Below are 13,448 nucleotides of genomic sequence, written 5' to 3'. Positions count from 1 at the left end.
ATCCATGACTGATACGACCTTCGACACCGACGTGTACTACGACGACGACGCCGACCGCTCACAGATCGACGAGAAGACCGTCGCCGTCCTCGGCTACGGCAGCCAGGGGCACGCGCACGCCCAGAACCTCGACGACTCCGGCGTGGACGTGATCGTCGGCCTGCGCGAGGACTCCTCCTCGCGCGCGGCCGCCGAGGCCGACGGCCTGCGCGTGGCGACGCCCGACGTCGCCGCCGCCGAGGCGGACATCGTCTCCGTGCTCGTCCCCGACACCGTCCAGCCGGCGGTGTACGAGGCGATCGAGGACGGCCTCGAGGCGGGCGACACGCTCCAGTTCGCGCACGGCTTCAACATCCACTACAACCAGATCGTCCCGAAGGACGGCATCGACGTGACGATGGTCGCGCCGAAGTCCCCGGGCCACCTCGTGCGGCGCAACTACGAGGCCGGCGAGGGGACGCCCGGCCTGCTGGCGGTGTACCAGGACGCCACCGGCGAGGCGCGCGAGGAGGGGCTCGCGTACGCCCACGCCATCGGCTGCACCCGCGCGGGGGTCATCGAGACCACGTTCCAAGAGGAGACCGAGACGGACCTGTTCGGCGAGCAGGCGGTGCTGTGCGGCGGCGTCACCTCGCTCGTGAAGCAGGGGTACGAGACGCTCGTCGACGCGGGCTACTCCCGCGAGATGGCGTACTTCGAGTGTCTGAACGAGCTGAAGCTCATCGTCGACCTGATGTACGAGGGCGGGCTCGGCGAGATGTGGGACTCCGTCTCCGACACGGCGGAGTACGGCGGGCTCGTCCGCGGCGACGCGGTCGTCGACGAGCACGCCCGCGAGAACATGGAGGAGGTGCTGGAGGCCGTGCAGGACGGCACCTTCGCCCGCGAGTGGATCGCCGAGAACCAGGCCGGCCGGCCCTCCTACACGCAGCTTCGGCAAGCCGAGAAGAACCACGACATCGAGGACGTGGGCGAGGACCTCCGCTCGCTGTTCGCGTGGGGCGGCGAGGCCGAGACCGAGTCGGACGACGAGGAGGAACGAGCCGAGGTACGCGCGGATGACTGACGGCGCACCCGACGCGACCGACGACGCCACCGTCGCCGACGTCGACCACGAGGCGCCCGACGGCGCCGCGGACCCGAACGCGGTGTGGGAACGCGGCGAGGAGCACCGCGGCGAGGAGCACCGCGGCGAGGAGCACCGCGGCGACGAGGACACCGAGACGGCGGGACGATGAGCGAGGGGACGCTGTACGACAAGGTGTGGGAGCGGCACAAGGTGGCCGACCTGCCGAACGGGCAGGACCAGCTGTTCATCGGCCTCCACCTCGTCCACGAGGTGACGAGCCCGCAGGCGTTCGGGATGCTCCGCGAGCGCGACATGGAGGTCGCGTTCCCCGACCGCACCGTCGCGACGACAGACCACATCGTCCCGACGACGAGCGAGGGCAGGAGCCGGCCGCTCGCCGACGAGCGCGCCGAGGAGATGCTCACCCACCTCGAACAGAACACCGCGGACGCGGGCATCCGCTTCTTCGGCCTCGACGACGAGCGGCAGGGCATCGCCCACGTCGTCGGTCCGGAGCTGGGCTTCGTCCAGCCGGGGATGACCGTCGTCTGCGGCGACAGCCACACCTCCACCCACGGCGCCTTCGGCGCCATCGGGATGGGGATCGGCACCAGCCAGATCCGCGACGTGTTCGCCACCGGCTCCATCGCGGCCGACAAGAAGGCCGTCCGGCGCGTCGAGGTCGGCGGCGAACTCGGCGACGGCGTCGGCGCGAAGGACGTGATCCTCCACGTCATCCGGCAACTCGGCGTCGACGGCGGCGTCGGCCACGTGTACGAGTACGGCGGCGAGGCGATCCGGAGCCTCGACATGGAGGGCCGCCTCGCGGTGTGCAACATGTCCATCGAGGGCGGCGCCCGCGCGGGGTACATCAACCCCGACGAGACCACCTACGAGTACCTGCGCGGCAGGGAGTTCGCGCCCTCGGGGGACGCGTTCGAGGAGCGCAAGGAGTACTGGGAGTCGATCCGCTCGGACGCCGACGCCGAGTACGACGACGTGGTCGAGGTCGACGCGGACGACCTCGCGCCGCAGGTCACGTGGGGCACCAACCCCGAACAGGTCGTCGGCGTCGACGAGGCCGTCCCGGAACCCGCCGACACACGCGACCCCGAGGCGGCCGCGTCCGCGCAGGCCCACACCGAAGTCACGCCCGGCGAGACGATGGAGGGCCACGCGGTCGACGTCGCGTTCCTCGGCACCTGCACGAACGGTCGCGTCGCGGACTTCCGCGAGGCCGCGCGGGTGCTCGCGGGCCGCGAGGTCGACGACGACGTGCGCGCGCTGGCGGTCCCCGGCTCGGGGACGGTCAAGCGAAAACTGGAGGCCGAGGGCATCGACGAGGTGTTCGAGGACGCCGGGTTCCAGTGGCGCGAGGCCGGCTGTTCGATGTGTCTCGCGATGAACGACGACGCCTTGGAGGGCGACGAGGTGTGCGCGTCCTCCTCGAACCGCAACTACGTCGGGCGGCAGGGGTCGACGGAGGGTCGCACCCACCTGATGTCGCCCGCGATGGTCGCCGCGGCCGCGGTCGAGGGCGCCGTGACGGACGTCCGGGAGTTCGACACCCCCGACGCCGTCGGGACGGAGGTGGACGAATGAGCGGCCCCGCGGGCGACGACGCGCCCGACGCAGAGGGCGCCGCAGTCCCCGCAATCCGGCGGGTCGCGGGCACCGGCGTCCCGGTGCGCGGCGACGACATCGACACCGACCAGATCCTCCCCGCGCGGTTCCTGAAGGCGGTCACCTTCGACGACATGGGGGAGTACGCCTTCTACGACCAGCGCCGCGACGCCGACGGCGAACTCAACGACCACCCGCTCAACGAGTACCGGGGCGCGAACGTGCTCGCGGTCAACGAGAACTTCGGCTGCGGCTCCTCCCGGGAGCACGCCCCGCAGGGGCTGATGCGGTGGGGCGTCGAGGCCATCGTCGGGGAGTCGTTCGCGGAGATCTTCCAGGACAACTGCAAGTCGCTGGGGATCGCGACGCTGGCGGTCGACCACGAGGACGCCGTCGCGCTGCAGGACTTCATCGAGGCGAACCCCGACGCCGGCATCGAGGTCGACGTGCGCGAGGAGACCGTCCGCTACGACGGCACCGTCGTCGAGGGCGAGGTGCCCGACGCGATGCGGGAGGCGCTGCTGGAGGGCATCTGGGACACGACCGCCGTGATGCGCACGAACCTCGACCGCGCGAAGGCCGTCCACGACGACCTCCCGTACACCGATGACTGAGCGCCCCGAGATCGCGGTGATCCCCGGCGACGGGATCGGACAGGAGGTCGTCCCCGCCGCCGTCGAGGTGCTGGAGGCCGTCGGCGACTACCGGTTCACGGAGGCCGAGGCGGGCGACGCGACGCTCGACGAGACGGGCGAGGCGCTGCCGGCGGAGACGTACGACCTCGCCGCCACCGCCGACGCGACGCTGTTCGGCGCCGCGGGCGAGTCGGCCGCGGACGTGATCCTCCCGCTCCGGGAGGCCGTCGGCTCGTTCGTCAACATCCGGCCGGCGACGGCGTACCCCGGCGTCGACGCGCTCCGCCCGGAGACGGATCTCGTGTTCCTCCGGGAGAACACCGAGGGCGTGTACGCGGGCCACGAGGACCGCCTCACCGACGACGTGTCGACGCTGACGCGCGTGGTGACGGAGACCGCGTCGCGACGCCTCGGCGAGTTCGCCTGCGAGTACGTGCGCGAGCGCCCCGAACACGACGGCTTCACCGTCGCGCACAAGGCGAACGTGATGCGCGAGACGGACGGGCTGTTCCGCGACACGGTGCTCGGGGAGGCCGAGCGCGCGAGCGTCGACGCCGACACCGTGCTGATGGACGCGTTCGCGACACGCGTCTGTCTCGACCCCGAGCAGTTCGACGTGATCGTCTGCCCCAACCTCGCGGGCGACGTGCTCTCGGATCTGGCCGCGGGGCTCGTCGGCGGGCTCGGCCTGCTCCCGTCGGCCAACGTCGGCGCCGAGCGGGGCCTGTTCGAACCGGTCCACGGCACCGCTCCCGACATCGCCGGCGAGGGGGTCGCCAACCCCGCGGCGACGATGCTGTCGGCGGCGATGCTCGTCGAGTCGCTCGGCGACGACGACGCGGGCGCCCGGATCCGGACGGCCGTCGAGGGCGTCCTCTCGGACGGCCCCCGCACGCCCGACCTCGGCGGGGAGGCGACGACGCGCGAGGTGACCGACGCGGTGCTCGCGCGGCTGTAACGGTCGCGAGAACCCCGATCGCTTCCTCCGAACGACCGATCACCGGTCGACCGCGGCTTACTCCTGGTAGGAGAGACGGACCTGCTCGAAGCGGCCCTTGTTCTCCAGGTGCCGCTGCAGTTCGTCGGCGTACTCCTGGGTGAGCTGCTCGGCCGCCGCCAGCTTCTCGCGGTCGACGCCCCCGCCCCCGCCGCCCCCGCCGAGGAGGTTCTTGATGTCGTCGACGATGCCGCCGAACACGCCGCCCGAGGAGCCGCCGCCGGGGTCGCCGCCGCCGGCCATCGCGCCCATCTGCTGGGAGATGTTGTCCAACTCCGGCATGATCTGGGGCAGCTTCGACGTGTCGGCGACGATGCGGGCCCGCTCCGGGTCGTCGGCGTGTTCGATCTCGAACTCGGTGGCGGTCATGATCAGTCCCCACTCCTGGTTCGAGAACTGCGACCCCTGGATCCGCTGGTTGAACTCGCGGTCGACGGTCATGCGCTCGCCGACGATCGCGTCGGTCCAGTTGCTCATACGTCACGACACGGCATCGGCGGGTATGTCGGTTTCCCTCGCGCGGCGGGAACCGTCGCGGGCGACGCCGTCGCTCGTGGGGCGGCCGGCGACACGGAGAAACGGGTCCGGCCCGTCGGTCGGCGTCGTTACTGGTACTCGGTGATGGTCAGCGTGTAGCTGCCCGATCCGGCGTACGAGTCGACGTCGATCTGCATGTCGGTGGACGTGTCCGGCTTGTCGATGGTGATCGACTCCCGGCTGTCCATCGTGTACGACGCGTAGTCGTAGTCGCTCGGGTACGCGTTCCGCGTCGTCCCGGTGTTGACGTACAGGTCGAAGTCGGCGTCCGCGGGGCCGTCGAGTTCGACGACGACCCTGCTCGGCGCGGAGAAGTTCCACGACCACGAGTAGTCGTCGTAGTCGTACGAGCCAGACAGCGAGCCGTCGACGGAGCCGCTCGTCGTGTCGCCGCCGCCGCCGCCGCCGTCGCCCGTGCCGGGTTCGGTCGTGACGGCCGCGAGCGCGTCGACCTGCCCGCTCCCCTGCTGACTCGATGAGAGACCGATGTCGGCCGCGGTCGCCTTCAGGTGGTCACGCAGTTCCGTGTTCGTCAGGTTCGGCCACGCGGCCAGCGCGAGGCCGGCGACGCCGGAGGCGACGGGCGTCGCCATCGACGTGCCCGACAGCTCCTCGTAGGCGCCGCGGGCCTCCGTCGTCGTCGAGAGCACGTTGACGCCGGGCGCACACAGCTCGACGCTGTCGCCGTACTGCGAGAACGACGCGAGGTTCTCCTCGGAGTCGACCGCCGAGACCGCGACCGCCTCCGAGTAGGCCGCGGGGTAGCTGACCGAGGCGGCGCCGCTGTTGCCGGCCGCGGCGACGACGAGCGCGCCGTTGTCGTCGGCGTAGCTGACGGCGTTCTTCATCGTCGAGGTGTAGCCGCCGCCCCCGAGGCTGAGGTTGATCACGTCGGCGCCCCGGTCGGCGGCCCACTGGATCGCGTCGGCGATGTCGGCGGTGGAGCCGGAGCCGGACTCGTCGAGCGAGCGGCCGTTGATCAGCGAGGAGTTCGACTGCCCGGCGACGCCGGTGCCGTTGTCGACGACCGCCGAGGCACAGCCCGAGACGTGGGTGCCGTGGTACTCGTCGCCCGGCACGTCCGGGTACGGGTCCGAGTCGCCGTCGGCGAAGTCGCGACCCGGGTCGGACGCGTAGTTCCCCTGCAGGTCGGGGTGGTCGTACTGCGCGCCCGTGTCGACGACGGCGACGGTGACCGAGGAGTCGCCGAGCGTCGTGTCCCACGCCCGGTCGGAGTTGACCTGCTGGGGCGCGTACTGGCTGGCGAACTGCGGGTCGTTCGGCGCCAGCTGCGTCTCGTACGTCGCGTTCGCCTCGGCGTACTTGATCTTCTCCTTCTTCGTCACCGCCTCGACGAAGTTCTCGCGGGCAACGTCGGCGGCTTCGGACGGGAACTTCACCGCGACGTAGCTGAGCGTCTCGTTGCTGTGGACGACCTCGGCGTTGCCGGGGACGTACTGTGCGACCTCCTGTTCGATGTCGTCGGCGCTGACGGAGACGCCGACGAGCACTTCGCCCTCCTTCGGGCCGGGCGCGCGACCCTTCCGGGCGGCCGCGACGCCGCCGAAGGCGGCCGCGCCGGCGACCGCGCCGGTCAGTTTGAGGAAGCCACGACGCATCGTGTCGACACGTTCGGTGTTGTCTGTCATGCGACGACTTCACAGGGTCGAGGAGCCTACTTAATTCTACTGTATCTGTAACAAATATAATACGAGACACTACAATCAATAAACCGAGAGGAACGGTCATGACGTGGTCTCGACGCGTGCCCCGCGACGGGCGAGAGGCGGACCGAGCTACCGGTTTCGCGGCCCGCTCCCTCGTGTTGGTATCGCGTCAATAGTCACTGAACAAAACGCTCAAGTAGGGGGATCGGTTCCGGAACTCGTATCCGGCGCCCGACGAACCGACGGCCATGGGTCTGTTCGACCGTCTGTTCGGAGGTCGGGGCGCCGGCGACGCGAGCGGCGCGGCCGGCGACGGGGCGGCCGCCGGGCCGCGGGGGCCGTGGCGCGACGGCGACGGGTCGCCCGCACGGCCGCGCGGCGTCGCGCTGTTCGTCGACGGCCCGAACGTGTTCCGCGAGGAGTTCGACGTCGACTTCGGGGACCTGCGGGCGGCCGCGAGCGCCGAGGGCGACCTCGTCACCGCGCGCCTGTACCTCGACGAACACGCGACGCCCGGCCTCGTCCAGGCCGCCGAGGCCAACGGCTTCCAGGTGGTGACGACGAGCGGCGACGTGGACGTGAAGCTCGCCGTCGACGTGGCGACGTTCGCGGCCGAGCGCCGCGCCGCGACGGTCGCGGTCGCCTCACGCGACACGGACTTCAAGCCGGCGCTGGAGGTCGCCAACGAGTACGGCCTGCGGACGCTCGCCATCGCGCCGGGGAGCTACGGGCGGTCGGACGCGCTCCGTCGGAGCGCCGACGAGGCGGTGACGCTGGAGGAGTAGGTCGCGTCAGGAGCGCCGCGCGACGCGACGCGCCCGTTCGACGCCGAACGCCAGCACGCAGCCGCTCGCGCAGCCGGCGGCCACCAGCGCGGCGACGACGACGGTGGCGACGACACCGAAGACGCCGAAGAACGCGACGCCGAACACGGCCACCGTGAGGAACGCCAACACCCCCTCGACGGTCGTCCCGGCGGCGAGCGCGACCGTGACCGCGACGAACAGGACCCCGGACAGGAACGTGGCGAGCGCCGCGAGCGCGGCGACGGCGACGGTCCCGCCGCCGACGGCCAACGCCGCGCGGCGGCGGGAGGCGCCCCGGCGGCGCGCGGCCCCGACCCCCAGGCAGGTGGTGACGGCCGCCGGGACGAACAGGACGCCCGCCGCGTACGCCGGATCGCCGGCCAGCAACGTCTCGAACCCCAGCCACCAGCCGTCGCGCAACGCGCCGCCGGCGTCGAGCGTCGGCACGAGGACGTAGCCGACGAGCGCCGACGCCGCGGTGACGAGGCCGCCCGCCGCTCCGGCGCGCACGCCGGGGGCCGACAGCGTCGCCCGGAGGTACCGGCTCACTCGCGGGGCTCCGCGGCCGCGACACTCGACCCGCTTCGGTGCGCGTTCACGGGAGCGGCTACGCGGCGGCGGGGTGTAAGCGATCCGACGGGATCGGGGTCACGCCAGCGGCGTCCGCTCCATCACGGTGCCGTCGTAGGTGGGGTACTGTTCGAGGATCTCGCCGTCGTCGAGGTCGCCCTCCTCGACCATCTCCTCCAGCAGCCACCACGCGATCTCGACGTGGTTCGACTTCACGGTGTAGAACTCCTCGGGGACGCCCAGATCGCGGATGCGCTCGGGGGTGGCGTACGTCTTCCCGTACACGAGCGTGCCGTCGTCGGTCACCTCGTCGAACGGGCGGCGGACGTTGCGCGCCATCCGCTTCAGGCGGTTGCGGTGCTGGGCGGCGTCCTTGAACACGGAGGTGCAGAAGTAGACGCGCTCGTGGTCGCCCATCACGTCGAGGATCGCCTCCTTCGAGCCGTCGACGGCGGACATGTGCCCCTCCTGCAGTTCGAACCCCTGCTCTTGCATCCGGCGGTAGTTCCCGTCGGACATCTCGAACTCGTTGACGTTGCAGAACTCGGCGGCGCCCTCGTCGAGGAACTCGAGGAACTCCTCTTCGGCGCGGATGCCGGGGATCTCGAACGCGGGCGTCAGCCCCTCCTCGCGGGCGACGTACAGGATCTCCTCCCACTCGGTGCCGTGGAGGTCGCCCCACTGCTCGACCGGCGGGTGGAACCGGATCTCGTCGAGGCCGGCCTCCGAGAGGCGGCGCATGTTCTCGCGCCCGCCCGTGATCCCCGTGTAGAGGTGGGTGTGGTGGTCCTCGCCGAACTCCTCTTTCAGCAGCCGGAGGTACCGACAGGTCTTGTCCATCGCCTCCTGTGGCTCGCCGCCGGTGATCGAGGTGCCCAGCGCCGACATCCGCTTGGCCTCCTCGATGACGTCCTCGTCGGACTCGACGAGGCGCTCGTTGGCGTACACGTCGGTGACGTTCTTGCGGTTCTCCCCGAGCGGACAGTAGAAGCAGTCGCGCTGGTCGCAGTAGCCGTACACGAACAGCACCATCTTCCCGCCCTTGGAGCACTGTTCACAGCCCTTCGAGATCATCAGTTACCCGGTGTTTCGGGCCGAGCGCAAAAAGCGGTGCGATACCCCTCGTACGGTCGTGTGAGGCGTTGACGCGGGGGATCGCTCCGTGGTGGGCTCCAGCCACGGACCACGAAGCTCATACCGCTCCACCGCTCACCCCTGCGCATGCCACGAAAGGCACGCAGACGGGAGTTCCTGCGGGCCGCGGGGGGGACGCTCGCGCTCGGCGGCGCGCTCGCGACGAGCGGCTGTCTCGGCGTCATCGCCGGGGAGGAGCCGCTGGAGCTGTCGGCGTCGGCGGCGACGGTCCCCGCGGCGACGCTCGCGGAGACCGGGTTCGCGGAGTACCGCGTCGAGCCGGTCGAGGTCCGCCGTGAGTTCGACGTCGCCGGCGAGACCCGCGAGGTCGTCGTCACGAACCAGCTCGCACAGTACGACAAGTCGGTGACCGTCCTCGGCGAGCGGATCCGGGGCGCGGTCTTCGCAGCGCTGTCGACGCCGGCGGTCGAGATCGCCGACCGGACGTTCAACCCCGTCGGGGACCTCGGCACCCGCGAGTTGGCCGAGCGCCTGCTGGCCCGTTACGACGGGATCGGCGACCTCCGGTCGGCGGGCGAGGAGACGGTCACGGTCCTGGGCACCGACACCCCGGTCGGGCTGTTCACGGCCGACGCGACCGTCGCCGACGGCGTCTCGGTGCAGGTGACCCTCCACGTCGCCGAGGCGGTCCGGGCCGGCCCCGACTTCGTCGTCGCCGTCGGCGGCTACCCGAGCGTGCTCACCGGACAGGAGACCGACGTGCGCGCGATGATGCGGGCGCTGGTCCACGAGGGGTCCGCGTGACCGCGGCGCCGACCACGGCCGCCCCCACGGGGGCCGTCGACCGCGGCGACGGCGCCGACCCCGCGGGCCGACGGAGTTTTCAGCCGTCCCCGGCAACCCCGCCGACAGCCAGGGGTTCCAGCACCAGTGAGCGACACACACCTGACGAGACGGCGGCTCCTCGCCGCCGGCGCCGCCGCGGGCGCGGCGTCGACGGCGGGCTGCGCCGGCCTGTTCGGCGGCGACGGGAGTGGCGACGGCGGGGGCGACGAGGTCGAAACCGCGACCGTCGGGGGCGACCGCGCGCGGACGCTCGCGGCGGCCCACGCGCCGGACCTCTACTTCGGCGTGGGCGAGCGGTGGTTCCCGACGGACCCCCGCGTGTACGCGGCCGAGTCCGGCGACGAGTCCGTGCTCGACGGCTTCGCCGCCTTCGACGGCTACTCCCGGGACGTCGACGAGGCGGGCGAGCCGCCCCACCGCGTCGCGTTCTACAACGTCGTCGAGTACGCCGACACGGATCTGGCGGTGGTCCAGTACTGGTTCTACTCGGCGTTCGACCAGTTCACGACCAACTTCCACTGGCACGACTGGGAACTGCTCCAGGTGTTCCTCGACGTCGGGGAGGAGTCGGGCGACCCGGAGCGGGGGGTCCCGCAGCTCTTCGTCGCGTCGGCCCACTCGCGGTCGGTGCCGAACAACGAGTTCCTCGACCCCGAGACGGACCGGGCGAGCGTCATCAGCGAGGTGGGGAGCCACTCGTCGGCGCTGGGCGTCAACGAGACGAAGGACACCTTCGAGCGCCTCCCGATCACGACGGAGATCCCGGACATCTCCAACGGCGCGCTCGCGCTCACCGACCTGCCCGCCGCGTACGGGCTCCCCCGCGGCGAGGGGTACCGGCTCCCGTTCGCGATGCCCGAACTCGACGGCGCGCCGATCCACGAGCACCCGGAGCTGCCGAACGTCGCGCGCGACCACCTCGTCCCCGCGGGGATGACCGTCGAGTCGTTCGCGGGGCTCCCGTCGCCGCCGGGCGACCTCCCGCTGCGCGAGACGGGCCACCGGTTCGCGTTCGACGGCTCGGAGACGGCGCCCGAGGCGGACTACACCTACGAGTTGGTGCCGATGGCCGAGATGACCGTCGCGGAGTTCACCGGGCCGCAGCTCTCCTTCGAGTTCGCGGTCCCCTCCTTCGCGGAGGACGCCATCGCCTCCCACATCACGACGACGGGGACGCCGAAGACCCAGCCGCGCTACCGGAACCCGATCGAGGACGTGTCCGACCCGCGCCACCGTTCGGCGCTGTCCGAGCGGTTCGACCTTGACGTGACCGGGCTCGCCGGCGACGTGGTCGGCCTGCTCCGGGAGGCGACGACCACCGACGACGCGCCCGGCAGCAACGGCGTCGAGACGGCCGAGCCGCGCGTGGAGGGCGTCGCGCTGCTGGAGTCGGACCCCGTCGCGGTGCCGACGTTCAACGGGGTCGTCGCGCTTCGTGACGTGCCGGAGGGCGACCACCGGCTCACCGTCAACGGGGCCGGCGTCGCGCCGTACAGTCAGGGCCTCGCCCACACCGACGACGGGGAGGCGACGACCGCCGGCGTCGACGGCGAGGTCGTCGTCGCCGCCAACGAGGACGCGGTGAAGGTGCGGGCGTCGCCGGCGGCCGACGGGCCGGGGCTCGCCCGCGTCCGGGTCGACGACGACGCCGCCGGCGCGGTGTACGACGCGCCGCTGGCGCCCGACGCGGCCGACGCCGGCGAGGTGTCGCTGTACGCCCACCGCGACGGCGCCTACACCGCGGAGGTCGAGGACGACGAGGGCGGGGTCGGGGCGTTCCGGGTGAACCCCCGCGCCGACCAGGCGACGGCGACGCTGGCGGACGTCCGCACGGGGAAGGCGTCGCTCACGTCGTTCCTGCTCACCCTCCTGACCGAGACGACGGCGCAGGCGGCCGTGTTCGAGGACGGCGACGCCGACGGCATCGACGAGGTCGACGTCCCCGACAGCACGAGCGAGCAGGGGGGCGACGCCGCGGAGGCCGCCGAGGCCGTCCTGCGGGAGACGGCCGAGACGACCGTGGACGAGACCGACTCCACGACCGACGACGTCGACGACTCGGTGGAGGACACGACGAACACCACCGACACGATCAACGCCACCGACACGACGAACACCACCGACTCCACGACCGGGCGGGTCGGGTCGACGAACTCGACGGACTCGACGACGAACACGACCGCGTCCGACGACGAGGGTGACGACCGCGACGACCTCGCCTTCCAGCCGGACCGGTTCACCGGCCTGTTGCGCGCGCTGGAGGCGGGGACACAGGCGGCGCGGCGCGCGAACGAGGCGGCGCAGGCGGGCGACGCGGCCGCGGCGGACAACCGGCTCCGGGGGCTGCGCGAGCGGACGGCCGCCATTGCGGACGCCATCGAGCGGAACCGCGAGAACCTGCCCGACCACCCCGAGCTGGTCGAGCGGCGGCTCCCGCAGGTGGAGCGCCGGATCGACCAGGCGCTGGCGGCCGACCGCTGAGCCGCGAGCCGCCGTCGCGCCGCCCGAGGGCGTCGTGCGGGCCCGCCGGCGGTCGGCCCTACCCGGCGGAAGGACACCCGTTAAGTACGCAGAAGCGTAAGCGGAGGTATGAGCGAGGAGACCGATCTGGAGGAGCTTCGACGGGGGACCGACCTCGTCAAGCGCGGGTTCGCGCGGATGCAGAAGGGCGGCGTCATCATGGACGTCGTCAGCCGCGAGCAGGCCCGCATCGCCGAGGACGCGGGCGCGGTCGCGGTCATGCACCTCGAATCGGTGCCGGCGGACATCCGCAAGCGCGGCGGCGTCGCCCGGATGGCCGACCCCGGCAAACTGCGGGAGGTCATCGACGAGGTCTCCATCCCGGTGATGGGGAAGGCCCGCATCGGCCACACCGCCGAGGCGCAGATCCTCGAGGCCGCCGGCGCCGACATGGTCGACGAGTCCGAGGTGCTCACGACCGCCGACGAGCGGTACCACATCGACAAGCGCGAGTTCACCGCGCCGTTCGTCTGCGGCGCCCGCAACCTCGGCGAGGCGCTGCGGCGCATCGACGAGGGCGCGGCGATGATCCGCACCAAAGGCGAGGCCGGCACCGGCGACGTGAACCAGGCCGTCACCCACCAGCGCAACATCCAGCGCGCCATCCGCAAGCTCTCCGGCATGGCGTACGAGGAGCGCGAGGAGTGGGCCCGGAACAACGAGGCGCCCCGCGATCTGGTCCACGAGACGGCCGACATGGGTCGCCTCCCGGTCGTCAACTTCGCCGCCGGCGGCATCGCGACGCCCGCCGACGCCGCGCTGATGATGCAGCACGGCTGTGACGGCATCTTCGTCGGCTCCGGCATCTTCGGCGCCGAGGACCCGACGGCGATGGGCGAGGCGGTCGTGCAGGCGGTCAACAACTACGACGACCCCGACACGCTCGTCGAGATCGCCACCGACATCGGCTCCGGCATGAAGGGCCAAGCCAACGAGACGATGCCCGAGGAGGAGAAGCTCCAGGGCCGCGGCGTCTGAGCCGGCCCCGCCCCCGCCCGAGCGCCCACCCCGCACCGCGAACGCTTTTCGCCGAACACGCGCCCACAGCCCCCGGCCGTGACGTGACGCCGGCCGCGGGGCGCA

13 protein-coding genes are annotated in these 13,448 nt (G+C 71.9%); 9 read left to right on the top strand and 4 right to left on the bottom strand.

Going from position 1 to position 13,448, the window contains the following annotated elements; translation table 11 throughout:
• Nucleotides 1–4: 4 nt before the first annotated feature.
• From ilvC to P0R35_RS06775, 5 genes are read left to right on the top strand one after another with little or no spacing between them, the layout of a single operon-like run.
• The gene (ilvC, locus tag P0R35_RS06795; RefSeq protein WP_284014433.1) at nucleotides 5–1,066 is read left to right on the top strand and encodes a ketol-acid reductoisomerase; all 1,062 of its coding nucleotides are present in this window, start codon (nucleotides 5–7) and stop codon (nucleotides 1,064–1,066) included.
• On the top strand, nucleotides 1,059–1,238 hold the full coding sequence (locus P0R35_RS06790) for a DUF7989 family protein (protein WP_284014432.1): 180 nt from the start codon (nucleotides 1,059–1,061) through the stop codon (nucleotides 1,236–1,238). Before ilvC ends, P0R35_RS06790 begins: the two co-directional genes overlap by 8 nt.
• Nucleotides 1,235–2,671 carry a 3-isopropylmalate dehydratase large subunit gene (gene leuC / locus P0R35_RS06785; RefSeq protein ID WP_284014431.1) on the top strand — a complete coding sequence of 479 codons (1,437 nt, stop codon included), beginning with the start codon at nucleotides 1,235–1,237 and terminating at the stop codon, nucleotides 2,669–2,671. The genes P0R35_RS06790 and leuC overlap by 4 nt, the downstream gene beginning before the upstream one ends.
• Entirely contained in the window at nucleotides 2,668–3,306 is a 639-nt protein-coding gene (locus P0R35_RS06780) for a 3-isopropylmalate dehydratase small subunit (protein ID WP_284014430.1), read from the top strand. The genes leuC and P0R35_RS06780 overlap by 4 nt, the downstream gene beginning before the upstream one ends.
• Entirely contained in the window at nucleotides 3,299–4,285 is a 987-nt protein-coding gene (locus P0R35_RS06775) for an isocitrate/isopropylmalate dehydrogenase family protein (protein WP_284014429.1), read from the top strand. The genes P0R35_RS06780 and P0R35_RS06775 overlap by 8 nt, the downstream gene beginning before the upstream one ends.
• Before the next feature lie 57 nt (nucleotides 4,286–4,342).
• Here P0R35_RS06775 and P0R35_RS06770 read toward each other — a convergent pair whose 3' ends face one another.
• A complete protein-coding gene (locus P0R35_RS06770; protein WP_284014428.1) occupies nucleotides 4,343–4,801 on the bottom strand; it encodes a DUF5799 family protein in 459 nt (152 codons plus the stop codon).
• Nucleotides 4,802–4,929: 128 nt separating this feature from the next.
• The gene (locus P0R35_RS06765; RefSeq protein WP_284014427.1) at nucleotides 4,930–6,510 is read right to left on the bottom strand and encodes a S8 family serine peptidase; all 1,581 of its coding nucleotides are present in this window, start codon (nucleotides 6,508–6,510) and stop codon (nucleotides 4,930–4,932) included.
• Between the two features lie 266 nt (nucleotides 6,511–6,776).
• Between P0R35_RS06765 and P0R35_RS06760 the strand changes: the two genes are divergently transcribed.
• Nucleotides 6,777–7,313 (top strand): NYN domain-containing protein, encoded by a 537-nt coding sequence (locus P0R35_RS06760; protein ID WP_284014426.1) that lies wholly within the window; start codon nucleotides 6,777–6,779, stop codon nucleotides 7,311–7,313.
• A 6-nt stretch (nucleotides 7,314–7,319) separates the two neighbouring features.
• Here the strand turns inward: P0R35_RS06760 and P0R35_RS06755 are convergent, their stop codons facing one another.
• On the bottom strand, nucleotides 7,320–7,883 hold the full coding sequence (locus P0R35_RS06755) for a hypothetical protein (protein WP_284014425.1): 564 nt from the start codon (nucleotides 7,881–7,883) through the stop codon (nucleotides 7,320–7,322).
• Between the two features lie 99 nt (nucleotides 7,884–7,982).
• Nucleotides 7,983–8,978: a radical SAM protein gene (locus P0R35_RS06750; protein WP_284014424.1), complete on the bottom strand. Its 996-nt coding sequence runs from the start codon at nucleotides 8,976–8,978 to the stop codon at nucleotides 7,983–7,985.
• A 147-nt stretch (nucleotides 8,979–9,125) separates the two neighbouring features.
• Here P0R35_RS06750 and P0R35_RS06745 point away from each other — a divergent pair, with 147 nt between their 5' ends.
• The 3 genes from P0R35_RS06745 (at nucleotide 9,126) to pdxS (ending at nucleotide 13,343) form a co-directional block, all read left to right on the top strand.
• A complete protein-coding gene (locus tag P0R35_RS06745) occupies nucleotides 9,126–9,803 on the top strand; it encodes a DUF6517 family protein (protein ID WP_284014423.1) in 678 nt (225 codons plus the stop codon).
• Between the two features lie 126 nt (nucleotides 9,804–9,929).
• Nucleotides 9,930–12,326 (top strand): hypothetical protein, encoded by a 2,397-nt coding sequence (locus tag P0R35_RS06740; RefSeq protein ID WP_284014422.1) that lies wholly within the window; start codon nucleotides 9,930–9,932, stop codon nucleotides 12,324–12,326.
• Between the two features lie 108 nt (nucleotides 12,327–12,434).
• On the top strand, nucleotides 12,435–13,343 hold the full coding sequence (pdxS, locus tag P0R35_RS06735; protein ID WP_284014421.1) for a pyridoxal 5'-phosphate synthase lyase subunit PdxS: 909 nt from the start codon (nucleotides 12,435–12,437) through the stop codon (nucleotides 13,341–13,343).
• Nucleotides 13,344–13,448: the final 105 nt, after the last annotated feature.

This window comes from Halobaculum litoreum (genome assembly GCF_030127125.1).
In the GTDB taxonomy this organism is placed as follows: Archaea; Halobacteriota; Halobacteria; order Halobacteriales; family Haloferacaceae; genus Halobaculum; species Halobaculum litoreum.
This window is presented reverse-complemented; position numbering and strand designations above follow the sequence as displayed.

Bases quoted from the DNA above. Each gene is read 5' to 3' on its own strand.
- ilvC (WP_284014433.1), top strand. From the start codon at position 5: ATGACTGATACGACCTTCGACACCGACGTGTACTACGACGACGACGCC.
- P0R35_RS06790 (WP_284014432.1), top strand. From the start codon at position 1,059: ATGACTGACGGCGCACCCGACGCGACCGACGACGCCACCGTCGCCGAC.
- leuC (WP_284014431.1), top strand. From the start codon at position 1,235: ATGAGCGAGGGGACGCTGTACGACAAGGTGTGGGAGCGGCACAAGGTG.
- P0R35_RS06780 (WP_284014430.1), top strand. From the start codon at position 2,668: ATGAGCGGCCCCGCGGGCGACGACGCGCCCGACGCAGAGGGCGCCGCA.
- P0R35_RS06775 (WP_284014429.1), top strand. From the start codon at position 3,299: ATGACTGAGCGCCCCGAGATCGCGGTGATCCCCGGCGACGGGATCGGA.
- P0R35_RS06770 (WP_284014428.1), bottom strand. From the start codon at position 4,801: ATGAGCAACTGGACCGACGCGATCGTCGGCGAGCGCATGACCGTCGAC.
- P0R35_RS06765 (WP_284014427.1), bottom strand. From the start codon at position 6,510: ATGACAGACAACACCGAACGTGTCGACACGATGCGTCGTGGCTTCCTC.
- P0R35_RS06760 (WP_284014426.1), top strand. From the start codon at position 6,777: ATGGGTCTGTTCGACCGTCTGTTCGGAGGTCGGGGCGCCGGCGACGCG.
- P0R35_RS06750 (WP_284014424.1), bottom strand. From the start codon at position 8,978: ATGATCTCGAAGGGCTGTGAACAGTGCTCCAAGGGCGGGAAGATGGTG.
- P0R35_RS06745 (WP_284014423.1), top strand. From the start codon at position 9,126: ATGCCACGAAAGGCACGCAGACGGGAGTTCCTGCGGGCCGCGGGGGGG.
- pdxS (WP_284014421.1), top strand. From the start codon at position 12,435: ATGAGCGAGGAGACCGATCTGGAGGAGCTTCGACGGGGGACCGACCTC.